Annotated in this window: 20 protein-coding genes; 9 read left to right on the top strand and 11 right to left on the bottom strand. The window is 60.4% G+C overall.

Annotation, left to right across the window (positions count from 1 at the left end):
- Positions 1–51 precede the first annotated feature (51 nt).
- Both G9Q84_RS28600 and G9Q84_RS28595 read right to left on the bottom strand, forming a co-directional pair.
- Entirely contained in the window at positions 52–1,659 is a 1,608-nt protein-coding gene (locus G9Q84_RS28600) for a J domain-containing protein (RefSeq protein ID WP_181644505.1), read from the bottom strand.
- A gap of 10 nt (positions 1,660–1,669) precedes the next feature.
- Positions 1,670–3,367, bottom strand: a complete 1,698-nt coding sequence (locus G9Q84_RS28595; RefSeq protein WP_181644504.1) for a molecular chaperone HscC — start codon at positions 3,365–3,367, stop codon at positions 1,670–1,672.
- A 209-nt stretch (positions 3,368–3,576) separates the two neighbouring features.
- On the opposite strand from G9Q84_RS28595, the gene G9Q84_RS28590 reads away from it, so the two are divergent.
- Positions 3,577–4,524, top strand: a complete 948-nt coding sequence (locus G9Q84_RS28590) for a hypothetical protein (protein WP_181644503.1) — start codon at positions 3,577–3,579, stop codon at positions 4,522–4,524.
- An 80-nt stretch (positions 4,525–4,604) separates the two neighbouring features.
- On the opposite strand, the gene adeC is transcribed toward G9Q84_RS28590, so the two are convergent.
- Genes adeC through G9Q84_RS28575 form a run of 3 tightly spaced genes read right to left on the bottom strand, consistent with a single transcriptional unit; the run spans position 4,605 to position 10,372 of the window.
- On the bottom strand, positions 4,605–6,062 hold the full coding sequence (gene adeC, locus G9Q84_RS28585) for an AdeC/AdeK/OprM family multidrug efflux complex outer membrane factor (protein ID WP_095184043.1): 1,458 nt from the start codon (positions 6,060–6,062) through the stop codon (positions 4,605–4,607).
- Positions 6,059–9,220, bottom strand: a complete 3,162-nt coding sequence (locus G9Q84_RS28580) for an efflux RND transporter permease subunit (protein ID WP_032888352.1) — start codon at positions 9,218–9,220, stop codon at positions 6,059–6,061. The genes adeC and G9Q84_RS28580 overlap by 4 nt, the downstream gene beginning before the upstream one ends.
- 3 nt (positions 9,221–9,223) lie before the next feature.
- Positions 9,224–10,372: an efflux RND transporter periplasmic adaptor subunit gene (locus G9Q84_RS28575; RefSeq protein ID WP_032888349.1), complete on the bottom strand. Its 1,149-nt coding sequence runs from the start codon at positions 10,370–10,372 to the stop codon at positions 9,224–9,226.
- Between the two features lie 286 nt (positions 10,373–10,658).
- Between G9Q84_RS28575 and G9Q84_RS28570 the strand changes: the two genes are divergently transcribed.
- A complete protein-coding gene (locus tag G9Q84_RS28570) occupies positions 10,659–11,291 on the top strand; it encodes a TetR family transcriptional regulator (RefSeq protein ID WP_032888346.1) in 633 nt (210 codons plus the stop codon).
- Positions 11,292–11,596: 305 nt separating this feature from the next.
- Here G9Q84_RS28570 and G9Q84_RS28565 read toward each other — a convergent pair whose 3' ends face one another.
- The 3 genes from G9Q84_RS28565 to G9Q84_RS28555 are packed head-to-tail and all read right to left on the bottom strand — an operon-like array spanning position 11,597 to position 14,187.
- A complete protein-coding gene (locus tag G9Q84_RS28565) occupies positions 11,597–12,652 on the bottom strand; it encodes an alkene reductase (RefSeq protein ID WP_181644502.1) in 1,056 nt (351 codons plus the stop codon).
- 28 nt (positions 12,653–12,680) lie between these two features.
- Positions 12,681–13,847, bottom strand: a complete 1,167-nt coding sequence (locus G9Q84_RS28560) for an MFS transporter (protein ID WP_095184044.1) — start codon at positions 13,845–13,847, stop codon at positions 12,681–12,683.
- Between the two features lie 13 nt (positions 13,848–13,860).
- Positions 13,861–14,187 carry an ArsR/SmtB family transcription factor gene (locus tag G9Q84_RS28555; protein ID WP_012722694.1) on the bottom strand — a complete coding sequence of 109 codons (327 nt, stop codon included), beginning with the start codon at positions 14,185–14,187 and terminating at the stop codon, positions 13,861–13,863.
- Between the two features lie 154 nt (positions 14,188–14,341).
- Between G9Q84_RS28555 and G9Q84_RS28550 the strand changes: the two genes are divergently transcribed.
- Positions 14,342–14,926 (top strand): acyl carrier protein phosphodiesterase, encoded by a 585-nt coding sequence (locus G9Q84_RS28550; RefSeq protein WP_032888337.1) that lies wholly within the window; start codon positions 14,342–14,344, stop codon positions 14,924–14,926.
- 114 nt (positions 14,927–15,040) lie between these two features.
- Here G9Q84_RS28550 and G9Q84_RS28545 read toward each other — a convergent pair whose 3' ends face one another.
- Together G9Q84_RS28545 and olsB are read right to left on the bottom strand one after the other, a co-directional pair.
- Positions 15,041–15,832: a lysophospholipid acyltransferase family protein gene (locus tag G9Q84_RS28545; protein WP_181644501.1), complete on the bottom strand. Its 792-nt coding sequence runs from the start codon at positions 15,830–15,832 to the stop codon at positions 15,041–15,043.
- Positions 15,832–16,587: an L-ornithine N(alpha)-acyltransferase gene (olsB, locus tag G9Q84_RS28540; RefSeq protein ID WP_032888332.1), complete on the bottom strand. Its 756-nt coding sequence runs from the start codon at positions 16,585–16,587 to the stop codon at positions 15,832–15,834. The genes G9Q84_RS28545 and olsB overlap by 1 nt, the downstream gene beginning before the upstream one ends.
- 184 nt (positions 16,588–16,771) lie before the next feature.
- On the opposite strand from olsB, the gene G9Q84_RS28535 reads away from it, so the two are divergent.
- The 4 genes from G9Q84_RS28535 to G9Q84_RS28520 all read left to right on the top strand — a co-directional run bounded on the left by G9Q84_RS28535 (position 16,772) and on the right by G9Q84_RS28520 (position 19,989).
- Positions 16,772–17,845, top strand: coding sequence for a serine hydrolase domain-containing protein (locus G9Q84_RS28535; RefSeq protein ID WP_181644500.1), 1,074 nt, complete (start codon positions 16,772–16,774; stop codon positions 17,843–17,845).
- Positions 17,842–18,156 carry an amidase gene (locus G9Q84_RS28530; protein WP_095184047.1) on the top strand — a complete coding sequence of 105 codons (315 nt, stop codon included), beginning with the start codon at positions 17,842–17,844 and terminating at the stop codon, positions 18,154–18,156. The genes G9Q84_RS28535 and G9Q84_RS28530 overlap by 4 nt, the downstream gene beginning before the upstream one ends.
- Before the next feature lie 83 nt (positions 18,157–18,239).
- Positions 18,240–18,830, top strand: a complete 591-nt coding sequence (locus G9Q84_RS28525; RefSeq protein ID WP_032888323.1) for a YceI family protein — start codon at positions 18,240–18,242, stop codon at positions 18,828–18,830.
- Between the two features lies 1 nt (position 18,831).
- The gene (locus G9Q84_RS28520) at positions 18,832–19,989 is read left to right on the top strand and encodes a phospholipase D-like domain-containing protein (protein ID WP_181644499.1); all 1,158 of its coding nucleotides are present in this window, start codon (positions 18,832–18,834) and stop codon (positions 19,987–19,989) included.
- A gap of 128 nt (positions 19,990–20,117) precedes the next feature.
- Here G9Q84_RS28520 and bglX read toward each other — a convergent pair whose 3' ends face one another.
- On the bottom strand, positions 20,118–22,409 hold the full coding sequence (gene bglX, locus G9Q84_RS28515) for a beta-glucosidase BglX (RefSeq protein WP_181644498.1): 2,292 nt from the start codon (positions 22,407–22,409) through the stop codon (positions 20,118–20,120).
- A gap of 244 nt (positions 22,410–22,653) precedes the next feature.
- Between bglX and G9Q84_RS28510 the strand changes: the two genes are divergently transcribed.
- Together G9Q84_RS28510 and G9Q84_RS28505 are read left to right on the top strand one after the other, a co-directional pair.
- On the top strand, positions 22,654–23,265 hold the full coding sequence (locus G9Q84_RS28510; protein ID WP_095184049.1) for a LemA family protein: 612 nt from the start codon (positions 22,654–22,656) through the stop codon (positions 23,263–23,265).
- 4 nt (positions 23,266–23,269) lie between these two features.
- Positions 23,270–23,935 (top strand): TPM domain-containing protein (locus tag G9Q84_RS28505; RefSeq protein ID WP_181644497.1); only part of this gene is annotated, 666 nt, incomplete at its 3' end.

Raw genomic sequence — 23,935 nt, 5'->3', positions numbered from 1 at the left:
GAACGCAAGTTACCGGGCCTCCCTTTGCCAGGGAGGCGTCGGTTCAATGGCTCAGAGGAAGTAGAGCAGGCTCGTCCACGGGATCTCTGGCAAGTACCTCTGGCAGAGTAGGGTGATCGCTGCCATCACGGCCAGGAAAGCCACCTGCAGCGGACTCCAGTGCGCCCAATGCAAGCCGCTGACCCAAGGGTAAAAGTGCTCGACATACTCATTCACTTTGCCGATACGCCTGCGGTGAAACAGATGTATGCCGATCATTCCCACGTACGTCAGCATGCCCATCACGCCTAGCAGTAAGCCGAACATCAGCAGCATGCCCACTTGAGGAATGCCGTGGCGCAGCACCAGCCAGTGTTGATGAGGGTTGAACCGTGAAGGCAGCAGGCGCTTGCTGAGCCACAGGTCCTGGACGATCAGGTGTGATGTCAAGACAGCCCACAACTGAGTGCCACGGATGCCGATAATGGCCGGAGCAAAGGTCAGTATCACCACAATGACGGCGTCGCTGAGCCTATCCATTTTTGTATGTGGGGAAACGGCCAAGGCGGCTGCCAGCGCCAGGCCACCCCATACCCGTATCCAGCTTCGATGGGAGACCGGCCTGGGGAGGAATTCTCGCCAAAAAAATACATTGGCCTGGGGAAGCCGCTCAACCAACTGCGGGTAGCGCCAGGCCAGAACTTCGGCCAGATGCTGGCAGGCGTTCCAGGCATTACTGTCGAAGCTCTGCGTCATCTGTTTTTGTTGCGTCGCCGACATTGGCGTGAGCAACAGGCGCGCCGCCATGGCGTCGGCGGATTTCCATGTCGTGTCCCGGGCCTTGTCTTGCAGGTTGGCGTAGAAGCTTTCCTGTTCGCAACGCGACACCAATTCGCGCCACATCCACACCGGTTCCGGGTACACGCCTTTCTGGTCGTCCCAGCCGAATGCCTGGCACACGCGCTCGAACAGCGGCACGCTCCATTGGGTGTCATGCAACAGGTGCAGGACGATGCGCTGCCACTGCTGTTGCAGGTCGAACACCTGCAGCCAGGGTTGGTCGTTGTACTGCGTGAGCTGGGTGATGAATTCGCGCTCGGCCTTTTGCTCCAGCAGTTCCTGCAGGGTGCGGCGGTAGTCTTGCAGCAGCTCGCCGGTCAGCGTTTCGTATTGCCAGGACGTCATTGCCACCTGCTGCCAGGGGGTCAGCCATTCCAGGTGTTGCGCGGCCCAACCGGCGATGGCGCTGCGTTCGCCCGGTGCTTCGAAGCAATGGCGCAACAGGCCGGCCTGGAACGCATCGGTGCAGCCCTGTCGCTGAGCCTGGGCCCAGCGTTCATCAAGGTTACGCGCGTTGAGGCCATTGAGCAGTGCCTGGGCTGGGGCTGTTGTGAGTGGCTCGAAGGGCGCAGGGCTGACGGGGCTGAGGTCCATCAGTTCGGTCAGGTCATTCAGGTTTCCGTAGACCGCTTCGGCCACGGGCGCCTGGACGTGTTCTTCCTCTTCGTTATCAGCCCGCCAGCGTACTTCACTCAGCGCTTGTTCATAGGCTTCGCGCAGGCGCTGGAAGCCTTTGGCATCGTCATCCGGGCGACAGCTTTTCAGCATCCGCGCATAGCTGCGCTTGATGGCACGTTCGTCGGCGTCTTCCGGCAGTTGCAGCACGCTCCAGCAATCCATGAGTGTGCCCTCAGCGCCAGAACCCATTGTCGAGCTGCTCAAGTTGCCGGGTCAGTTCGCTGCGGGCCTCGCGGATGCGGCGTTCGTCCTGGGTATCGAGTATCTGCTGGAACTGTGCGGCCCAGTGGCCGAGTTGCTCACGCAGCTCGCCGAGGTTTTCCTGGTAGAGCCGTTCGAGGCGCGCGGTGAGCACGGTGTTGACCTGCTGGTCGCGTGGGTGAACTTTCAGCTGCGCCAGGGCTTGCAGGCGTTGCTGGATTTCCTGCGGGCTGAGCACGCCGGGGTTGTTTTCGATCACCAGTGAGTGCTGCTCGCCGGTCAGGGGGATGCTCACCTGGGCTTCCAGCAGGCCGTTGTTGTCGTAGGTGAAGCGTACGTCCAGCGAGACTTCACCGGCCTTGCGCTTGGGTACCGCGATGTCCAGTTGGCCCAGTTCGATGTTGTCTTTCACCAGACGGCTTTCGCCCTGGTAGATCTTCAGCAGCACCTGGCTCTGGTTGTCGTGCAGCGTCACCACGCTTTTGACCCGGCTTACCGGTACGCTGCTGTTGCGTTCGATCAACGGCAGGTAATGGCCGCTTTCGATATGGCCGCCGTACTGGTTCGAGGTTTCGATGCCCAGGGTGTAGGGGCACACGTCGGTCAGAACGACTTCTTCAAGCGCAGCGGAACGGGCTTTGAGCGCGGCCTGGATCGCGGCGCCGTGGGCGACCACTTGGTCGGGGTCGAGGCTGATCGACGGGAAGCGCCCGAACAATCCGGCGGCGAGTTTGCGCACCAGCGGCATGCGCGTGGTACCGCCCACCAACAGGATCTCATCGAGGTCGCTGACGCGAATCCGTGCATCGCGCAGGGCGCGTTCAATCGGTGCGCGCAGGCGTTCCAGCAGCGGTGTGTAGAGCTTGGCCATTTCCTGTTGAGTGATGGTCTGCACCCACTGTTGGCCATCGACCCGCAGAGCGAACTCGGCGCTGTCGTCCTGGCCCAGGGCTTTGCGCACACGTTCGGCTTCGCGGCGCAGGGCCTGCAGTACGCTGTTGGTGGGTGGGAAACCGTCGGCATTACGCTGGCTGTCGACGAAGTGTTCCAGCAGCAGGGTGTCGAAGTCTTCGCCACCGAGGAAGTTGTCACCGGCACTGGCACGTACTTCCATTACGCCGTCGAACAGTTCGATGATCGACACGTCAAAGGTGCCGCCGCCTAGGTCGAAGACCAGGAATGACGTCTCTTTGTCGCGCTGGTGCAGGCCGTAGGCGAGGGCGGCGGCGGTGGGTTCGTTGATCAGTTTTTCAACATTGAGCCCCGCCAATTCACCGGCGATGCGCGTGGCTTTGCGCTGACCATCGCTGAAGTAGGCGGGCACGCTGATGACGGCTTCGGTGACGGTATGGCCGTAGGTGCGTTCGATATCTTCCTTGATGCTCTTGAGTACCAGCGCCGAGAGTTCTTCGGGGCGGAACGAGCGATCACCCAGACGCACTTCAGTGGCGCTGCCCATGTAGCGCTTGAACAGCGAAGTCGTCAGGTGCGGGTGGGTGTGCAGGCGCTCTTTGGCGGCCTGGCCTACCAGGACACGGCCTTGATCATCCAGCCCGACCACGCTAGGGGTCAACAACTGGCCAAGGGCATTGGGCACCAGTTCAGCGGCATCCCCACGCCAGACGGCCGCGAGGCTGTTGGTGGTTCCCAGGTCGATTCCTACGATCATTACGACAAGCTCCCTCTGTGGTCTGTAAGAATCTGTGACCAATTTTAGCCTGAAAGGTTGTCGGGAAAGCAAGGCGCGCTCAACTCGCCAGCTTCGGAGCTATGGCTGGGGGAGTCTACTGTCAGGGTTGACAGTAGAAGGGCGAGGGGCAAGGGCTTATGTTCAAGGTGGTGGCAGTCGCTTTTTAAGATGCTCAAGGAGAAGAACTCATGAGCTTTGGATCAGATATAGGTAGCTATTTGACGTCTTCCGATAAATTTGAAGCCCACTTGATTATTGAGGGCGAAGAGCCGACCCCGATCAATTTCGACACCTATGAAGTGAGCTATATCGAGGGCTTCCAATTCTTTATTCGCCTGGGGCTTGAGGACAACCCTGGTTCGAAAAACGAATTGACCCTTGAGGCCCGTGAGCTGAAAACAGGCCAGACCTACCCTATCGGCCCACAAGCACCGGGGATCAAAGCGAGCTTTGGCCTGGAAGGCTATGTTGAGTATTTCCCGGCTGATTATTCGGGTTTTCTGACGGTTGAGCGCATTGAGCGTAGCGATGTTGGTAATACAACCCTAAGTCTGCGTTTTTCGATCTATTTCAAACCCGATGGCAAACCAGAGATGGAAGTTAGTTGCCAGACTCTTGAACTTTCAGCCTTTGCGGCAGGGGGGACGCCGGTGGGCGGTACGTTTGAAAAGGCGTCAAAAGGCAGCACTGAGGCAGCGCTTGCACCGATTCCAACGTTTTGTGAGATTGCGGTCAGGGTGAATGGGGGATACGAAGTCATAGATTTGGGGAATATTTACTTTGTCAGATACCCGGACTTGAGCTTCTTCATACAGTGCACGCCACGAAATGGCTCCACGCGCGCAACGCTTGAATTTCGTGGCGATGAATTGAAGGCCTACACCAATTATCCGATAACCGGAATTGATGGCCGGAAGCGTCAGGCAGGCAGTGTTGACACATTTTTTATATTGCGGCCTGAATTCTCAGGTAGCTTTTCTGACCCCACCGGAGAATTTCGAGTTCTGCGTACTCACGATTCCGAAGAAGGATTCTGGTGTCAATGTGAGTTTGAGGTTTCAGTGACTGCGGGTGGCTCAGAATATAAGGTTGAAAGCCTTGTATTCCAGATTCAAGTCAGTGAAGCGAACGCGTGAGACAGACGCCAGATCTCAATGAAACGTTAGGCATAAAAAACCGCTTCCCGGCAAGGAAGCGGTTTTTTAGTTCAGCGTGATCAGAACAACTTCAACGCCGGTGCTTCTTCTTTCAACGGCTCATTCTTCGCCGTCTGCTCGTTCCAGCCGCCGCCGAGGGCCTTGTACAGGTTGACCTCGCTGGTCAGCTGCGCCAGGCGGTCGGTGATCAGCGATTGCTGGGCACTGAACAGTTGGCGTTGTGCGTCGAGGAAGGTCAGGTTGCTGTCGACACCAATGCGGTAGCGACGCTCAGCCAGGCGGTAGTAATCCTGGTTGGCCCCGACGAAGCCACGTTGGGCATCCAACTGCTGCTTGTAGGTCTCACGGGCGGCGAGTCCGTCGGAGACTTCTTGGAAGCCGGTCTGGATGGCTTTCTCGTAGTTCGCCACGTTGATCTCTTTCTGGATCTTCGAGTAGTCCAGGCTTGCGCGCAGGCTACCAGCGTTGAAGATCGGGATGTTGATCTGCGGTGCAAACGACCACGTGCCCGAACCGCCTTTGAACAGACCGCCCAGGGTCGGGCTTGCGGTGCCCGCACTGGCCGTCAGGGTGATGCTCGGGAAGAACGCTGCACGGGCCGCGCCGATGTTGGCGTTGGCCGCCTTGAGGTTGTACTCGGCCTGCACGATGTCGGGACGACGTTGCAGCAGGTCCGATGGCAACCCGGCCGGCACGTCGCTGAGCAGGTCATCCGACAGTGGCTTGCTGGCGATATTCGCCGGCAGGCCGGTGCCCAGCAGCAGGGTCAGGCTGTTTTCGTCCTGGGCCACCTGGCGGGTATAACGCGCCAGTTGCACGCGGGCGTTTTCCACCGACGTGCGGGCCTGGCTGAGATCGAGGGCCGAGGCCACGCCGACTTCGTTGCTTCGCGAGGTCAGTTTGAAGCTCTGCTCGAACGCGCCCAGGGTGTCCTGGGTGAGCTTGAGCAGTTCCTTGTCGGCCTGCCAGGTCAGGTAGGCATTGGCCACACTGGCCACCAGGCTGATCTGGGTGCTGCGCCGCGCTTCTTCGGTGGCGAAGTACTTCTGCAGCGCTTCTTCACTCAGGCTGCGGACACGGCCGAACAGGTCCAGCTCGTAAGAACTGATCCCCAAGCCAGCCGAGTACTGGCTGGCGATGGTTGCTTCACCGGTCTGCGACAGCTTGGCCGGCGTACGCGAACGGCTGCCGCTGCCCGTGGCCGATACGGCCGGGAACAGATCGGCGCGCTGGATCTGGTACTGCGCGGCATAGGCATCGATGTTCAGGGCAGCAACGCGCAGGTCACGGTTGTTTTCCAGCGCAGTCTTGATCAGCTGTTGCAGGGCAGGGTCATGGAAAAACTGTCTCCAGCCCTGCTCGGCAGCGGCCTGGTTCGGCGCCTGGGCCGGCGAATACGCCGGCCCCTGCGGGAACTGTGCCGCCACCGGCGCTTCGGGGCGCTGGTAGTCAGGTATCAGCGAGCAGCCACTGAGCACGAATGCGGTGACGGCTAGGGAAAGTAGCGACTTGCTCATTGGCCAGCCTCTTTAGGAGTTTGCTTAGGTTCAGTCTTTTTACGCTCGCCCGCGGCGGACACGGTTGCAAAGAACAGTGGCACCCAGAAGATCGCCAGGACAGTGGCCGTGATCATACCGCCAATTACGCCGGTACCGATCGCGTGCTGGCTGCCTGAACCGGCGCCCGAGGAGATCGCCAGCGGCAGTACGCCGAGGACGAACGCCATGGAGGTCATGATGATCGGACGCAAGCGCATACGCGATGCTTCGATGGCGGACTCGACAATGCCTTTGCCTTGTTCGTGGAGCTCTTTGGCGAACTCCACGATCAGGATGGCGTTCTTCGCCGCCAGACCTACCGTCACGAGCAAGCCCACCTGGAAGAACACGTCGTTGGACAAGCCGCGCATGCTGGTGGCGATCAACGCACCCACCACGCCGAGCGGAACCACCAGGATCACTGCGATCGGGATCGACCAGCTTTCGTACAGTGCCGCGAGGCACAGGAACACCACCAGCAGCGACAGCGCATACAACGCCGGCGCCTGGGAGCCGGAGAGGCGTTCTTCATACGACAGGCCCGTCCAGGCGTAGCCCACGCCCGCTGGCAATTGCTTAGCGATGCGTTCGACTTCGGCCATGGCGTCACCGGTACTGTAACCCGGTGCCGGCGTACCGAGGATTTCCATCGCCGCCACACCGTTGTAACGCGAGAGTTTTGGCGAACCGAAGATCCACTTGCCCGAGGCGATGGACGACAACGGCACCATCTTCCCGGAGTCGCTGCGCACGAACCATTTGTTCAGGTCTTCCGGGGACATCCGGCTGGCGGCTTCACCTTGCACGTAAACCTTCTTCACCCGACCGCGGTCGATGAAGTCGTTGACGTAGCTACCACCCAAGGCAATCGCCAGGGTCTGGTTGATGCTCGACAGGGTGATGCCTTGGGCACTGGCCCTCTCGTCGTCAACGGTGAGTTCGTACTGCGGCTCATCGTTCACGCCGTTAGGGCGCACACCTGCCAGGATCTTGCTTTGTGCTGCCATACCCAGGAACTGGTTACGTGCCGCCATCAGTTTGTCATGGCCGACACCGCCTTGGTCTTGCAGGAACACGTCGAAGCCGGTGGCGTTACCCAGTTCCAGTACAGACGGCGGAACGATGGCAAATACCATGGCGTCCTTGAAGGTCTGCATGAAGTAGCCCTGGGCGCGCTTGGCGATCTCGAATACCGAGGTGGAAGCATCACGCTCGCCCCACGGTTTGAGCATCACGAAGGCCAGGCCCGAACTCTGGCCACGACCGGCGAAGTTGAAGCCGTTCACGGTAAACACCGATTTCACGCCTTTGCCTTCGCCCGGCTCGCCTTCCTTGTCGTTGAGAAGGAACGCGCGCATATCGTCGATGACTTTTTGCGTCCGTTCAGCCGAAGAGCCGACTGGCGTCTGCACCTGGGCAAAGATCACGCCCTGGTCTTCATCGGGCAGGAACGCAGCAGGGATGCGCATGAACAGCCAGATCATGCCGGCGATGATCAGCGCGTACACCAGGAACGCCGGGATCTTGTGCTTGATCATGTTGCCCACGCCGCGCTCGTAGCTCAGTACGCCACGGTCGAAGGTGCGGTTGAACCAGCCGAAGAAACCACGCTTGGGTTGGCCGTGCTTCTCGGGGTCGATCGGCTTGAGCATGGTGGCGCACAAGGCCGGGGTGAAGATCAGGGCAACCAGTACCGACAGCGCCATCGCCGAGACAATGGTGATGGAGAACTGTTTGTAGATCACACCGGTGGAACCACCGAAGAACGCCATCGGCAACAGTACCGCCGACAGTACGAGGGCAATACCCACCAGGGCGCCTTGGATCTGGCCCATGGATTTGATCGTCGCGTCTTTCGGCGATAAGTGCTCCTCGGCCATTACCCGCTCAACGTTTTCGACCACCACGATGGCATCGTCCACCAGCAAGCCGATGGCCAGGATCATGCCGAACATGGTCAGGGTGTTGATGGTGAAGCCAAACGCGGCCAGGATCCCGAAGGTACCCAGCAATACCACCGGCACCGTCATGGTGGTGATGATGGTGGCGCGGAAGTTCTGCAGGAACAGGAACATCACCAGGAACACCAGCACGATCGCTTCGACCAGGGTGTCGACGACACCGGAGATCGATTCGGTCACTACAGGCGTGGTGTCATAGGGCACCACGGCCTTCATGCCAGGCGGGAAGAACGGTTCGAGCGACGCCACAGTGGCGCGGATGGCTTTGCCGGTGTCCAGCGCGTTGGCGCCCGAGGCCAGCTTGATCGCCATACCCGAAGCGGGCTTGCCGTTGAACTGCGCAGCAATGCTGTAGTTCTGGCCACCCAGCTCAATACGGGCGACATCCTTCAGGCGTACCTGTGAACCATCGGTATTGACCTTCATCAGGATATTGCCGAACTGCTCGGCCGTCTGCAGGCGGGTCTTGCCGATGATCGTGGCGTTCAACTGGGTGCCGGGCAGGGCAGGCAGGCCGCCCAGTTGGCCGGTGGCCACCTGTACGTTCTGTGCGGAAATCGCCGTGCTGACATCCACCGGCGTAAGCTGGTAATTGTTCAGCTTTGCCGGGTCAAGCCATATACGCATGGCGTACTGCGAACCGAACACCTGGAAGTCACCCACACCAGCGGTCCGTGAAATCGGGTCCTGGATGTTCGAGACGATGTAGTTGGAGAGGTCGTCCTTGGTCATGCTGCCGTCTTCCGACACCAGACCGATTACCATCAGGAAGTTCTTCACCGACTTGGTCACGCGGATACCCTGCTGCTGCACTTCTTGCGGCAGCAGTGGGGTCGCCAGGTTCAGCTTGTTCTGCACCTGAACCTGAGCGATGTCCGGGTTAGTGCCCTGGTTGAACGTCACGGTAATCGTCATGCTGCCGTCGGAGTTACTGTCCGAGGAAACATAACGCAGGTTGTCGATACCGTTGAGCTGTTGCTCGATGACCTGTACCACGGTGTCCTGCACGGTTTGTGCGGACGCGCCTGGGTAGGTCACCTGAATATCAATGGCGGTCGGCGCAATGGCCGGATACTGGTTGATGGGCAACTTCATGATCGAAAGTGCCCCGACCAGCATGATCACCAGGGCAATTACCCAGGCGAAAATGGGACGGTCGATAAAAAATTTCGACATGGATTACTCCCCTTTGCCAGCAGCGGCAGCAGGAGCAGCAGCGGAACCTGCGGGCTTGGCGTTGTCAGCGTCCTTGACCTTGACCTCAGCGCCCGGCTTGACGTACTGCAGCCCTTCGGTGATCAGGCGGTCCCCGGCGTTCAGGCCTTTTTCCACCAGCCAGTAGGCGCCGGCGGTGCGGTTGGCCACCAGTTCACGCTGCTCGACCTTGTTGTCGGCGTTGACGATCAGCGCTGTTGGAATACCCCTGAGATCACGGGTCACTCCTTGCTGCGGTGCCAGGATGGCCTTGCTGTTCACACCGGCTTGCAATTGGGCGTGTACGAACATGCCCGGCAGCAGGGTATGGTCAGGGTTAGGGAACACGGCGCGCAGGGTGACCGAGCCGGTGGTCTGGTCGACCGAGACTTCGGAGAACTCCAGCTTGCCGTCCTGGCCGTAATCGCTGCCGTCTTCCAGGGTCAACTTGACCTTGGCGGCATTCGCACCGGCTTTTTCCAGCTGGCCGCTTTCCAGGTCGCGGCGCAGTTTCAGCATTTCAGCCGACGACTGTGTGACGTCGACGTAGATCGGGTCCAGTTGCTGAATCACGGCCATCGCATCGGCCTGGCCATTGCTGACCAGCGCGCCTTCGGTGACGGCAGAACGGCCGATACGCCCGGAAATCGGCGCGTACACCTTGGTGTAGCGCACATTGATCTGGGCGGTTTGAACGTTTGCTTCGGCAGTCATGCGGTTCGCGACAGCGGTGTCGTATTCCTGACGGCTGACGGCTTGTTCATCAACCAACTGCTTGTAGCGATCGGTGATGGACTTGGTCTGGGTCAGCGTGGCTTGTGCGCTTTTCAGGGTGGCCTCATAGACCGACGGATCGATCTGATACAGCTGCTGGCCTTCCTTCACGTCGGCGCCTTCTTTGTACAGACGCTTGAGGATAATGCCGTTGACCTGAGGGCGAACTTCCGCGATGCGGTAGGCGGTGGTGCGGCCTGGTAGCTCGGATGTCAGAGTAAAGGCTTGCGGTTGAAGGGTGACCACGCCGACCTGAGGGATTTGAGCGGGCGGAGCCGCTTCTTCCTTTTTACATCCGCTGAGCAGCGATGCCAGGGCGACGGCAGTGACCAGAGCGGTAACAGCTGGCTTAAGTTGCATGAAGATCCTCGGGTCAGGCGCGCAGGGTGCGCACAAGAAGGGTGGAAGGGTAAAAAACAGGCTGTGAGTAGATAAGTAGCTTGCTACGCAATATACTTACGTTCATGGTTGTTTGTAAACTCTTGACAGGCTTCGCGCAATGTTGACAAAGCAACACCCGAAGCCTCGATTCCATTACGTTCGGCACCCATGACGGTGTCGTCCCACAAATATTCAGATGATCGTTCGCGTCTATTAACGTTGCGTTAACGATAGTCTCAAGTGTCCTGATTGAGGTTCTACTGCCATGGTTCGTCGCACTAAAGAGGAAGCTCAGGAAACGCGCAGCCAAATTCTTCAAGCCGCCGAGCAAGCCTTTTACGATCGCGGCGTCGCGCGTACGACGCTGGCGGACATCGCCGCGTTGGCCGGCGTGACGCGGGGCGCGATTTACTGGCACTTCAGCAACAAGTCCGACCTGTTGCAGGCGCTGCTCGACACTTTGCATGAGCCGCTGGACGAATTGGCCAGGGCCAGTGAGAGCGAGGACGAACTCGATCCACTGGGGTGCATGCGCAAGCTGCTGATTCATCTGTTTCATCAAGTGGCCCTGGACCCGAAAACCCGCCGCATCAATGAGATTCTGTTTCATAAGTGCGAATTCACCGATGAAATGTGCGACATGCGCCGCCAGCGCCAGACCCACAGTCTGGAATGCAATCTGCGCATCGGCCTGACTCTGCGTAATGCGGTCCATCGCGGGCAACTTCCGGAAAACCTCGATACCACCCGCGGTGCCGTTTGCATGCATGCCTACATCAACGGGCTGATTGGCCAGTGGCTGTTGGTCCCCGACAGCTTCCAATTACATCAGGAAGCCGAGCGCTGGGTAGATGCAGGGCTAGACATGCTGCGTCTGAGCCCGAGCCTGCGCAATTGAAACAAAATGCGTAATTGCATCAGGTTGTGTCAACAGTAAAGCTTAAGGACGGTCAATCGTCCTTCTGCCTGATTGGTGGGATGACTTTATATACGGGCTGGTGGGCGGTTGATAGGTAGCCGCCTAAGTATTTTGTAGGGATTTTGTTGCGGTTCTGTGAAGCAATGTAGCCAGAACCTGTAGGCCGCCAACAACGTGAAAGGGGGCTTGCCCCCGATGGCAGTGGTTCAGTCAACACATACAGTGACTGACGCACCGCCATCGGGGGCAAGCCCCCTTTCTCATCTGGTTTTAGTTTCGGCCGATTAAAGCGGCAGGGTCGGGTAGTCGATGTAACCCACCGGGCCCTTGCCGTAGAAGGTTTCCGGGTGTGCTTCGTTGAGCGGCGCATCGGCCTTCAGACGTGCTGGCAGATCCGGGTTGGCAATGAATGGTACGCCCCAAGCCACCGCATCCGCTTTGCCCTCGGCCAGCCAGGCATTGGCGCTGTCTTTGGTAAAGCGTTCGTTGGCGATGTATACGCCGCCGAACGCTTTTTTCAGCTGTGGGCCGAGGCTGTCCGCGCCTTCTTTTTCACGGGAGCAGATGAAGGCGATGCCACGTTTGCCCAGTTCGCTGGCGACGTAGGTGAAGGTTTCCGCGAGGTTATCGTCGCCCATGTCGTGGGAGTCGGCACGCGGTGCCAAATGCACACCCACACGCCCGGCGCCCCAGACTTCGATGGCTGCGTCGGTCACTTCCAGCAGCAGGCGCGCACGGTTTTCCAGGGAGCCGCCGTAGTTATCGGTGCGCTGGTTGGTGCTGCTTTGCAGGAACTGGTCGAGCAGGTAGCCGTTGGCGCCGTGGATTTCCACGCCGTCAAAACCAGCGGCCTTGGCGTTTTCGGCACCGGTGCGGTAGGCGTCGATGATGTCGGCGATTTCAGCTGTTTCCAGGGCGCGCGGGGTAGGGTAGTCGGCCAGTGGGCGAATCAGGCTGACGTGGCCTTTTGGCTGGATCGCACTCGGCGCCACCGGGGTTTCGCCGTTCAGGTACGACTCATGGGAGATACGACCCACATGCCACAGTTGCAGGAAGATCTTGCCGCCCGCGCCGTGAATCGCCTTGGTCACGTTGGCCCAGCCGCGCACTTGGTCGTTGGACCAGATGCCTGGGGTGTCCGGGTAGCCCACGCCCAGCGGGGTCACGGAGGTGGCTTCACTGAGGATCAGCCCTGCGGACGCACGCTGCACGTAGTACTCAGCCATCAGTGCGTTGGGTACGCGGCCTTCATCAGCGCGGCAGCGGGTCAGCGGCGCCATGATGATGCGGTTCGACAGTTCCAGGTCGCCCAGTGTGATCGGATCGAAAATAGTCGTCATGGGAAAACACCCTTCTCTTTGAAGTTGATCAGTTGGTCGCAGGGGCCAGGTCGGCATCGCCGCCCTGACGGAAAGTAATCAGGGTTACCAGCAGCGCCAGGATCGCCAGGGCCGCTGCCGCCAGAGGCACGCTGGTCAGGCCGAAGCCGTGGGCGATCACGCTGCCGCCGACCCAGGCGCCGAGGGCGTTGCCGATGTTGAAGGCGCCGATGTTCAGGGTGGACACCAGGTTCGGTGCGGCCTTGCCGAAGGTCACCACGTTGATCTGCAGCGCAGGGACTGCGGCAAACGACGCGGTGGCCCACAGGAACAGCGTGATTTCAGTCGGGATCACCGCGACGCTGGTCCAGGTCAGTGCGGTGGATACCACCGCCATGCTGATAAACACGCCGATCAAGGTTGCGGCCAGGCGTTTGTCGGCCAGTTTGCCGCCGATGATGTTGCCCACGGTGAGGCCCAGGCCGATCAACAGCAGGGTCCAGGTCACGCCTTTGGGTGTCACGCCGGTGACATCGCCGAGCAGCGGCGCAACATAGGTGAAGAGGGTGAACATCGATGCTGCGAACAGCGCAGTCATGCTCAGCGACAACCAGATGCCGGCACCTTTGAGGGCGGCCAGTTCGGCGCGCATGTCGAGTTTTTCTTCGTCACGCTTGGCTGGCAGGAAGCGGATCAGGCCGATCAACGCCACCACACCAATCACCGTCACCGCCCAGAAGGTCGAGCGCCAGCCGGCTTCCTGGCCCAGCGCGGTGCCCAGCGGCACGCCGAGTACGTTGGCGAGGGTCAAACCAGTGAACATCAATGCCACGGCCGAAGCGCGTTTGTTGGCTGGCACCAGGTTGGCCGCCACCACCGAGCCGATCCCGAAGAACGCGCCATGGCATAGCGCGGTAACCACGCGGGCAAACATCAGCACGTTGTAGTCGCTGGCCAGGGCGCAGAGCAGGTTGCCGACAATAAAGATGCCCATCAACGCTACCAGCGCGGCCTTGCGCGGCAGCTTGGCGGTGGCCAGTGCCATGAAGGGCGCGCCAATGGCCACGCCCAAGGCATAACCGGTGACCAGCCAGCCGGCGCCGGGGATCGACACGCCGAGGTCTGCCGCCACATCGGGCAACAGGCCCATGATGACGAACTCGGTGGTGCCGATGGCGAAGGCGCTCAGGGCCAGTATGAGTAGCGAGAGGGGCATTTGGGTTTCCTTGTTACAGCGCTGCGTTGTCGTCAGCGCTGAGTTCTGTGGTGAGCGCCGCAAGGAAGGCCTGGATGGTTTCCTCGTTGCGTTTGAAGAAGTGCCACTGCCCGGCCTTCTGGCTGCTGATCAAACCCGCCCGTTGCAAGGTGGCCAGGTGGGCCGACACGGTCGACTGGGACAGGCCGCAGCGTTGGTCGATCTGCCCGGCACAGATGCCGTATTCGTGGTTGTGCAGTTGCTCGGGGAATTGCACTTTCGGGTCTTTGAGCCAGGTGAGGATGTCTCGTCGTACTGGGTGCGCCAGGGCTTTTATTATTTCGTCGAGGTCGATGGACATGGCAGGTGCTCAGTGTCGTAAAGCGTTATATCGCGATGAGGCGAACCTTAAATCGTTATATCTCGATATACCAATATGATCTTGGTCTTAACTCAGCCCAAATCGGTATATCGGGTTATAACGATACGTTGACGGCAGTGCTAGACTGCGCGCCATGAATTATCTCGCACATCTGCACCTGGGCGGCCAACTTCCTGCACAACTGCTGGGCAGCCTCTATGGCGATTTCGTCAAAGGTCGCCTGCAGGGCCAGTTCAGCCCGCCCATCGAAACGGCGATCCAGCTGCATCGCTCCATCGACCGCTTCACCGACAGTCACCCGCGGGTGGGAGAGGCGTTGTCGCGTTTCAGCCTCACCCGCAGGCGTTATGCGGGAATCGTCCTCGACGTGTTTTTCGATCACTGCCTGGCGCGGGACTGGGCTCTGTATGCCGACCAACCCTTGGAGCACTTCACTTCGCAGGTGTACCGCGTGCTGGCGGCCGAACCGCAGTTACCGGGGCGCTTGGCGCAGATTGCGCCGTATATGGCGGCGGATGATTGGTTGGGTTCGTACCGCGAGTTTGCGGTGATGGAGCAGGTGTTGCGGGGGATTTCGCGACGGCTGACACAACCCCAGGAATTAGGGTTTGCGATGCAGGAATTGCGTGAGTTGTATGAGCCGTTGAGTGAAGACTTCCGGATCTTCTACCCCGAACTGCAAGCCTTCGCGCATAACCACCTGACAACACAAAGTTAAATGTGGGAAGGGGCTTGCTCCCGATTACGGTGTGCCAGCCACCACTGATGCTGGCTGATCCACTGCTATCGGGAGCAAGCCCCCTCCCACATTTGGAACAGTGTCTGGCTCATATCACGCGGCAAAGGCTGGTCGCGTCGCTACTTGTTCAGTCTCCGGCACCGGCCCAAACAACGCCCTCTGCACCGCCTGCTGCGCCTGATGCGCCAGCGCCGCGCGTTCCTGCCCGGCGCAGGCAATCGGCTTGAGCACATGGATTTCCACATCGCCCTGATCATTGCCGAACAAGCGCATCAGGTGCGACAGCAAATCATCATCGCCAATAAACGGTGCCAATGGGTCCACTTGCCCATCGCGCAGATAACGAATCGCCACCGGTTGAAGCGCCACGTCCGCATCAATCGCACTGGCCAGCAAGCGTCCGTGGAAGGTACGCAGGCTGCGCCCGTCGGTGGTGGTGCCTTCGGGGAACATCAGCAATGGATGCCGTTGTTCCAGGTGACGGGTCATCTGCTTGCGGATCAACTGGCTGTCGCCCGAACCACGACGGATAAACAGGCTACCGGCCTTGGCTGCCAACCATCCCGCCACCGGCCAAGTGCGCACTTCCGCCTTGGACAGGAACGACATCGGCGCCACCGCGCCCAGCAACGGAATATCGGTCCAGGACACGTGATTGCTCACCCACAGCATCGGCTGCGTCGGCAACTCACCGTGCACGGTCACGCGAAAGGGCAGGGCGTTGGTCAGCCGCGCCATAAAGAATCGCGACCAACGCTGGCGCCGCACCATGGAGTTGGCGATTCCCAAGCGCTCGAACACACCAAACACACTGGCCATGCTTAAACCCAGCGCCACGACCACCAGCACGCGGGCAATGCGCCCGTACACGCGCAGGCGGCTCATCACATGGCCGCCTTGAAGTGGCGCGCATAACGCGGGCACAACTCATCGCGCTTGAGCAGGATGAACACGTCGGCCACCTGGAAATCTTCATCCCAGCACGGCTCGCCGCAGATCTTTGCGCCCAGGCGCATGTAGGCCTTGAGCAGCGGAGGCATCTCCGCGATTACGTTGGTCGGCAGGTCTAGCGCCGGCAGCGGTTTTTTCGGTTCGGCGCGCAGGTGTTCGTTGCACAGGTAGCGTTCGCGCAGGCGCTGCATGATTGCGTGGGCCTGGATGCCGCCGTCGTGCATCGGGATGCTCGCGCAGCCCATCAAATAGCTATAGCCGCCTTGGTTGAGGACTTCAGCCAACTCGCCCCACAGCACAGCGATGGTGCCTCCGTTACGGTAGGCCGGGTCGACGCAGGTGCGGCCGATTTCCAGGATTGGGCCTTGCAGGTGCAGCAAGCCGTGCAGGCTGAATTCTTCTTCGCTGTAGAACCGGCCCAAGGTGCTGGCAGCCTGGTGGTCGAGCAAACGGGTGGTGGCGACGAGTCGTCCGCTGTTCAAATCCCGCACGCCGATGTGGCTGCAGTGAACATCATAGTCATCCATGTCCAGACCCAGTTCCGCGCCTTTCAGCTTGGCGTTGAACTCGCCGCTGAATACGTTGAACCGCAGGGCCTGGGCTTCCTGCAACGCTTGTGCGCCAACCAGGCGTTCGGCTTGCAGACGGCGTTCATTGCCGGTGTCGCTGATGCGGGCGATCTGAGTCATGGCGAATCTCCGAGTGCCAGCCACGTTCCGGCCGGTCGACTTGTTTGTCCAAACTCAGGCTATGTAGGCTCGGTGTCATCTCCATGAAGTTATGGTGACGCTTGGATGACAGCCCCTTTGTCGCAAATCTGTCATCACCCTCGGCTAGGCTCGCGGGCTTGAATGCCCCCTTGAGTCTGTGTCCATGGTCAGAGGCCTGCTGTGCGTTGCCCTGCTGTTTGCCACCGTTACCGCCCGCGCCGACACCTGGCCCGACAAGGACTGGGCCAAGGGCACGCCGCTCGCCGGGCCCGCCACCCAAGCACTGGATGCCTACGCGTTCCCGCCGCGTGACGATGCCACTCGCCAAGGCGTTCGCACCGATGCGCTGCTGGTAATCCGCGACGGCCAGATCATCTATGAACGCTACGCCGCGCCCACCACCGCCGACACGCCGCACCTGACCTGGTCCATCAGCAAGAGCCTGATGGCCACCGTTCTGGGCGTCGCCTATGGCGATAACCGCTTCAAACTGACTGACCCGGTGGCGCGCTTCTACCCGCCGATGAAGCAACATCCCACGGTGACCATGGCCGACCTGCTGCACTGGGCCTCGGGCCTGGACTGGCAGGAAGACTACGAATACGCCCCGCTGAAATCCTCGGTGGTGGCGATGCTCTATACCCGTGGCCGTGCCGATATGGCTGAGTTCGCCGCCAATACCGAATCCTTCAGTGCACCGGGCCAGGTCTTCCGCTATTCCAGCGGCGACAGCAATATTTTGTCCGCCGCGCTCAAAGGCATGCTGGGTCACAAGGCTTATATGAGTTACCCGTGGGATGCGCTGTTCAAGCCGCTGGGCATTCGCAACGCCACGTGGGAAACCGATGCCGATGAAACCTTCGTCGCCTCGTCCTATGCCTACCTGACCGCGCGCGATTTGGCCCGCGTCGGTTTGCTGATGGCGCGGGACGGTCGCTGGGGCGAGCAACAATTGCTGCCTGAAGACTGGGTGGCTTTCAACCGCCAGCCCTTCGACAACTACAAGGCCGGCCAGGACGAAGCCGTCCCTGGCGGTCATTGGTGGCTGAACCAGGGCACCCCGCGACCCTGGCCCGACGCCCCCGCCGACACCTTCGCCGCCCTCGGCCATTGGGGCCAGGCGCTGTACGTGATGCCCACCGAACACCTGGTGATCGTGCGTTACGGCGACGATCGCGACGGCAGCTACCGCCACAACGAACTGCTCAAACGCGTGCTTGCGGCGGTGCAACCATGATCCGTCGTCGGCCGTTTACCAGTGTCTTTTTACTGTTGGTCCTGGGCCTGCTGGGTTGGATCTGGCACGAGCGCGTTAACCTGCAAGCCTTCCCCGACATCATTGCGGCGTATACCGCCAAGGAGTATTGCTCGTGCCGGTATGTGGCGAACAATCCAGCCGATTATTGCCGGGGATATGTGAAGCAGTACGTGCCCACCAGTGCGTTCAGTGATAACCCGGAGCGCAGTGAAGTGACGGCGAGCGGGTTGGGGCGTACGCACCGTGCACGCTGGTTCGGCGACCGCCAGGGCTGTCGCCTGAGTCCTTGACCCGCCCCGCCTCCACATTGGATTTGCGCCGCTTGTGACATTGCGCTTAAGGTTCGTGCAGGTTTTTTCCCCACGAGTCCTTAATGTTCAACGCGTCTGTTATCAAACCCCTGGCCTTTGCCCTGCTGGTCGCTGCCGCCGTACCCGCCCACGCCGATTGGTACCTGGACAACGAGTCCTCGCGCCTGTCGTTCGTCACCACCAAAAACACCGAGATCGCTGAAGTCCATCGCTTCCTGGTGCTGCACGGTAAGGTGGACAGCAAGGGCGCGGCGCAATTGGAAGTGGAGCTGGAGTCGGTCAACAGCAGCATCCCGCTGCGTGACGAGCGCATGCGCAATCAGCTTTTCGAGATCAAGACTTTTCCTGATGCGCTGATCAGTGCACAGATCAACCTGCAACCGATCAATGACCTGGCCCCCGGCGCGCAACTGGAATTGCGCCTGCCGCTGAACGTCACCTTGCACGGCAAAACCCAGACCTACAGCGCAGAACTCCTGGCCACGCGCCTGGATGACCGGCGTTTCCAGGTGGTGACCCTGGAACCTGTGGTGTTGCACGCCGAGGACTTCGACCTGGCACCGGGTGTGGCGGCATTGCGTGAAGCGGCGGGGCTCAAGTCGATCAGCTTGTCGGTGCCGGTGGGTGCGGTGCTGATTTTTACGGCGCGCTGACGTGAGCGGCGCGGTGTTCCCGTGGCGCAGCGCCAACCGTTTCGAGTTGTTGATCGACGGACCGAATTTCTTTCCACAAATGCTCGTGGGCATTGCCCGCGCTGAGCGCCATGTGGATCTTGAGTTGTACTTGGTGGAGGCGGGCGCGTGCGCCGAAGCGCTGGTGCAGGCTTTGGTGCTCGCCGCCGAACGTGGCGTGCTGGTGCGTTGCCTGTTCGATGACTACGGCAGTCTCGCGTTCACTCTGGGACTGCGTAAGCGTTTGACCGATGCCGGTGTGGTGCTGCGTTTCTACAATCGCCTCAGCTGGCGCCGTTGGATGCGCAACCTGTACCGCGACCACCGCAAGCTGCTGCTTATCGACCAGAATATCGCCGTGGTCGGCGGCACAGGCGTCACCGATGAATTCTGGACGCCGGGCGAAGACACCGCCGAATGGCACGAAGTGATGGTGCAGATCAGCGGCCCGCTGGTGCTGGATTGGCAGGCGCTGTTCGATCGCCAATGGCACGCCAACGTGGCGCGCCGGGAGTGGAAACCGGCCACCCATTTCGGCTTGCCGCGCCTGCCCAAAGTACCAGCGACCGGCCAGGGACTGGGCCGCGTCGCGTATGCGGACGCCCGTCAGCACCGCGACATCCTGCAATCGCTGATCCGCGCGCTCAACAGCAGCAAGACACGAATCTGGCTGGCCACGCCGTATTTCTTGCCCACATGGGGCGTGCGCCGTGCCTTGCGCCGGGCGGCAGGGCGTGGGGTAGATGTGCGTTTGCTGCTCACCGGCCCGCGTACTGATCACCCGTCGGTGCGTTACGCCGGGCATCGTTATTACCCACGCTTATTACGCTCGGGCGTGCAGATCTTTGAATACCAGCCGTGCTTTTTGCACCTGAAAATGGTGCTGGTGGACGATTGGGTCAGCATCGGCTCGTGCAACTTCGACCACTGGAATCTGCGCTTCAATCTGGAAGCCAACCTTGAAGCGTTGGACCCGGAATTGACGCTGGCGGTCGAAGGCAGTTTCGAACGGGATTTTGCCCAGAGTCAGGCGGTGAGCCTGGAGGCGTGGAAGGCGCGACCGTTGTGGCGGCGGGTGAAGCAGCGGGTGTGGGGGTGGATTGATCGGTTGGTGGTGAACGTGCTGGACCGACGCGGCTAGCAAGAACACTGAGATCAAATGTGGGAGGGGGCTTGCCCCCGATAGCGATGACTCAGCTACAGATCTGCTGGCTGGTACACCGCAATCGGGGGCAAGCCCCCTCCCATATTGTTTGACCGCGTCAGGCGTTAGAGCAGTTCGAACGTCTGCTGCTGCACATCCCGGGAGTCCAGGCCGATCTGTACATTGAACTCGCCGGGTTCCGCCGCGTACTTGAGCTGGGTGTTGTAGAACTTCAAGTCTTCCTCGGTGATGGTGAAGTGCAAGGTGCGCTCTTCACCAGCCTTGAGCATGATTTTCTGGAAGTTCTTCAGTTCTTTGATCGGACGGATCATTGAACCCGCGACGTCCTGGATATACATCTGCACCACGGTTTCGCCGTCGACCTTGCCGGTGTTCTGCACCGTGACGCTGGCGTCGAGCTTGCCGGTCTTGTTCAGGGTGGTGGACGACAGCGCCATATCCGACAGGCTGAACGTGGTGTAGCTCAGGCCATAACCAAACGGGAACAGCGGCCCGGTGGTGTCATCGAAGTACTGCGAGGTGTAGTTGCCCGGTTTGCCTGGGGTAAACGGCCGGCCGATGGTCAGGTGGTTGTAGTAGGTCGGAATCTGGCCCACGGAGCGTGGGAACGTAATCGGCAGCTTGCCCGACGGGTTGTAGTCACCGAACAGCACGTCGGCGATGGCGTTGCCGCCTTCGGTGCCGGCGAACCAGGTTTCCAGGATCGCGTCGGCCTGTTGGTTCTCTTCCAGGATCGACAGCGGGCGGCCATTCATCAGCACCAGCACCAGCGGCTTGCCGGTGGCCTTGAGCGCCTTGATCAGGTCGCGCTGGCTTTGCGGGATGTTCAGGTCGGTGCGGCTCGACGATTCGTGGGACATGCCACGGGACTCACCCACGGCCGCGACGATCACGTCGGCATCCTTGGCCGCTTTGACGGCCTCATCGATCAGCACCTGCGGTGCGCGCTTGTCATCCACTACTTCCGGGGCATCGAAGTTGAGGAAGTTGAGATAGTCCACCACGGCCTTGTCGTTGGTGATGTTGGCGCCACGGGCGTAGATGATCTTGCCTTTCTCGCCGATGACCGCATTCAAACCGTCGAGCAGGGTCACCGATTGTTCCGGCTTACCGGCAGCGGCCCAGCTGCCCATCATGTCGATCGGCGCCTTGGCCAGTGGGCCCACGAGCGCGATGGTCGCGGATTTTTTCAGTGGCAGGGTGTTGTTCTGGTTTTTCAGCAATACCAGGCTGCGGCGCGCGATATCGCGGGCCTCGGCGCGGTGCAGGCGGCTGTCGGCATAGGTGTCTGCCGGGTCATCCTCGGCCTTGCCGATGCGCAGGTACGGGTCCTTGAACAGGCCCATGTCGTATTTGGCGCCGAGCACTTCGCGCACGGCGTTGTCGATGTCGCTCTGATCGATCTCACCGGACTTGAGCAGCCCAGGCAATTCCTTGCCGTACAGCGAGTCGTTCATGCTCATGTCGATGCCGGCCTTGATCGCGAGCTTCGCGGCTTCACGCCCGTCCTTAGCCACGCCGTGCTTGATCAGTTCGAAGATCGCGCCATGGTCGCTGACGGCCAAGCCTTTGAAGCCCCAGTCCTTGCGCAGCAGGTCGTTCATCAGCCAGGTGTTGGCGGTGGCGGGCACGCCGTTGATCGAGTTGAGCGCCACCATCACGCCGCCGGAGCCGGCCTTGATCGCCGCGTGGTACGGCGGGAGGTAGTCCTGGTACATCTTGACCGGGCTCATATCGACCACGTTGTAGTCGCGGCCGCCTTCCACCGCGCCGTACAGGGCGAAGTGCTTGACGCTGGCCATGATGCTGTCGGCATTTGCGGGGCTGGCGCCCTGGAAGGCCCGGACCATGACTTCGGCGATTCGCGACACCAGGTAGGTATCTTCGCCGAAACCTTCGGAGGTACGACCCCAGCGTGGGTCGCGGGAAATGTCGACCATCGGCGCGAAGGTGATGTCGAGGCTGTCAGCGGCGGCTTCCTGTGCAGCGATGCGCCCTGAGCGGCCGATGGCGTCCATGTCCCAGCTGGAGGCCAGGGCCAGGCTGATCGGGAAGATGGTGCGGTGGCCGTGGATCACGTCATAGGCGAAGAACATCGGGATCTTCAAGCGGCTGCGCATGGCCGCGTCCTGCATCGGACGGTTTTCCGGGCGGGTGATGGAGTTGAACGTGCCACCGATGCGGCCGGCGGCGATTTCCTTGCGGATCAGCTCGCGGGGCATTTCGGGGCCGATGCTGATCAGGCGCAATTGGCCGATCTTCTCATCGAGGGTCATCTGCTTGAGCAGGTCGCTGACGAAGGCGTCCTTGTCTTTAAGCGCAGCAGGCTTTGTTTCTGCCCAGACGGGGTGGGTGGCCAGCGTGGCAACAAGGCCGAGCAAACACAGCTTCTTCATGAATATCCTTTTTCGGCTCACTGCACAGCAAACATGCGCTGTTCTGCCAAAATGTGGGGAACATATGTTGTTGTTCGAGTGTTATTGCAGAAAATGCACCACACTTCTGAACTCTTATTTGCGCTGGGCATCTTTTTAGCTGAATGATTCGATGCAATCCAGTAGTGGGAGCGGATTATGCCCCAAGCGCGCGGTTTATAGGGTCAGTCGTCAAATTCCATCAAGATTGCTCAGGAGAGACACCATGCAAGCAGCACAAAGTTACCGCTGGGGCTTCAAAGCCGCAGCTTTGCTATTGATCAGCACGGTGCTGAGCGGTTGCGGCATCAACACCATTCCCACCCTGGACGAACAGGCCAAAGCCGCGTGGGGCCAGGTGCAGAACCAATACCAACGCCGCGCCGACCTGATTCCTAACCTGGTGGAAGTGGTCAAAGGCTACGCTGCCCATGAACAAGACACCCTCACCGCCGTGATCGAAGCGCGGGCCAAGGCCACCTCGATCCAGGTCGACGCCAGCACCCTCGACAATCCCGAGAAACTCAAACAGTTCCAGCAAGCCCAGGACGGTTTGAGCGGCGCGCTTAGCCGCTTGATGGTGGTGTCCGAGCGCTACCCGGACCTTAAGGCCAACCAGAACTTCCTGGCCCTGCAATCCCAGCTTGAAGGCACCGAAAACCGTATCGCCGTGGCCCGTCGTGATTTCATCCAGGCCGTGCAGGCCTACAACACCGAGATCCGCACCTTCCCAGGTCGTCTGTGGCACAGCGTGATGTACAGCGACTTGCCGATCCGCCAAACGTTTGAAGCCACCAGTGCCGATGCCGATAAAGCACCGCAAGTGAAGTTCAAGTAAGCCGATGCGCTTATTACGGATAGGGCTGGCGCTGTGGCTGCTGGCCTGCGTGGGCGTGGCCCAGGCAGCGCTGACCTTCCCGGAGTTGACCGGACGGGTGGTCGATAACGCCCAGATGATCGACCCGGCAGTGCGCGCGCAGTTGTCCCAGCAATTGCAGGCGCTGGAGCAAACCGCCGGCGACCAGATCGTGGTGGTCACCGTGCCTGACCTGCAAGGCGTGCCTATTGAAGACTTCGGTTATCAACTGGGGCGCCACTGGGGCATTGGCCAGAAGGGCAAGGACAACGGCGCGCTGTTGATCGTCGCCCGCGATGAGCGCAAATTGCGCATCGAAGTCGGTTACGGCCTGGAAGGCGTGCTGACCGATGCGCAGTCCTGGGTGATCATCAACCAGGTGATCACCCCCAAATTCAAAACCGGCAATTTCAGCCAGGGCATCAGCGACGGTGTGGCCGCGATGATCCAGGTGGTGGGCGGTGAGCCATTGGCGGTACCGGCCCATGTGGCGGATGCCAATTTTGCCAAGGATAATCCCGGGTTTTCCATCGGCCTGGTTATCCTGCTGATTGGCGTGTTGTGGCTGTGCAACCGTATGGGCCTGCCGGTGGGCGCGATCCTGCTGGCGATTCTCAGCAGCAGTGGACGCGGCGGCGGCGGGGGAGGCGTG

Source organism: Pseudomonas sivasensis, assembly GCF_013778505.1.
GTDB lineage: Bacteria > Pseudomonadota > Gammaproteobacteria > Pseudomonadales > Pseudomonadaceae > Aquipseudomonas > Aquipseudomonas sivasensis.
This window is presented reverse-complemented; position numbering and strand designations above follow the sequence as displayed.

Excerpts from the sequence above, each read along its gene's own strand:
- G9Q84_RS28575 (WP_032888349.1), bottom strand. The coding sequence starts at position 10,372 with ATGCAACTTAAGCCAGCTGTTACCGCTCTGGTCACTGCCGTCGCCCTG.
- G9Q84_RS28600 (WP_181644505.1), bottom strand. The coding sequence starts at position 1,659 with ATGGATTGCTGGAGCGTGCTGCAACTGCCGGAAGACGCCGACGAACGT.
- G9Q84_RS28530 (WP_095184047.1), top strand. The coding sequence starts at position 17,842 with ATGATCCGTCGTCGGCCGTTTACCAGTGTCTTTTTACTGTTGGTCCTG.
- G9Q84_RS28570 (WP_032888346.1), top strand. The coding sequence starts at position 10,659 with ATGGTTCGTCGCACTAAAGAGGAAGCTCAGGAAACGCGCAGCCAAATT.
- G9Q84_RS28545 (WP_181644501.1), bottom strand. The coding sequence starts at position 15,832 with ATGAGCCGCCTGCGCGTGTACGGGCGCATTGCCCGCGTGCTGGTGGTC.
- G9Q84_RS28535 (WP_181644500.1), top strand. The coding sequence starts at position 16,772 with ATGGTCAGAGGCCTGCTGTGCGTTGCCCTGCTGTTTGCCACCGTTACC.
- G9Q84_RS28550 (WP_032888337.1), top strand. The coding sequence starts at position 14,342 with ATGAATTATCTCGCACATCTGCACCTGGGCGGCCAACTTCCTGCACAA.
- bglX (WP_181644498.1), bottom strand. The coding sequence starts at position 22,409 with ATGAAGAAGCTGTGTTTGCTCGGCCTTGTTGCCACGCTGGCCACCCAC.
- G9Q84_RS28560 (WP_095184044.1), bottom strand. The coding sequence starts at position 13,847 with ATGCCCCTCTCGCTACTCATACTGGCCCTGAGCGCCTTCGCCATCGGC.
- G9Q84_RS28565 (WP_181644502.1), bottom strand. The coding sequence starts at position 12,652 with ATGACGACTATTTTCGATCCGATCACACTGGGCGACCTGGAACTGTCG.
- G9Q84_RS28580 (WP_032888352.1), bottom strand. The coding sequence starts at position 9,220 with ATGTCGAAATTTTTTATCGACCGTCCCATTTTCGCCTGGGTAATTGCC.
- G9Q84_RS28525 (WP_032888323.1), top strand. The coding sequence starts at position 18,240 with ATGTTCAACGCGTCTGTTATCAAACCCCTGGCCTTTGCCCTGCTGGTC.
- G9Q84_RS28590 (WP_181644503.1), top strand. The coding sequence starts at position 3,577 with ATGAGCTTTGGATCAGATATAGGTAGCTATTTGACGTCTTCCGATAAA.
- G9Q84_RS28595 (WP_181644504.1), bottom strand. The coding sequence starts at position 3,367 with ATGATCGTAGGAATCGACCTGGGAACCACCAACAGCCTCGCGGCCGTC.
- G9Q84_RS28555 (WP_012722694.1), bottom strand. The coding sequence starts at position 14,187 with ATGTCCATCGACCTCGACGAAATAATAAAAGCCCTGGCGCACCCAGTA.
- olsB (WP_032888332.1), bottom strand. The coding sequence starts at position 16,587 with ATGACTCAGATCGCCCGCATCAGCGACACCGGCAATGAACGCCGTCTG.
- adeC (WP_095184043.1), bottom strand. The coding sequence starts at position 6,062 with ATGAGCAAGTCGCTACTTTCCCTAGCCGTCACCGCATTCGTGCTCAGT.
- G9Q84_RS28510 (WP_095184049.1), top strand. The coding sequence starts at position 22,654 with ATGCAAGCAGCACAAAGTTACCGCTGGGGCTTCAAAGCCGCAGCTTTG.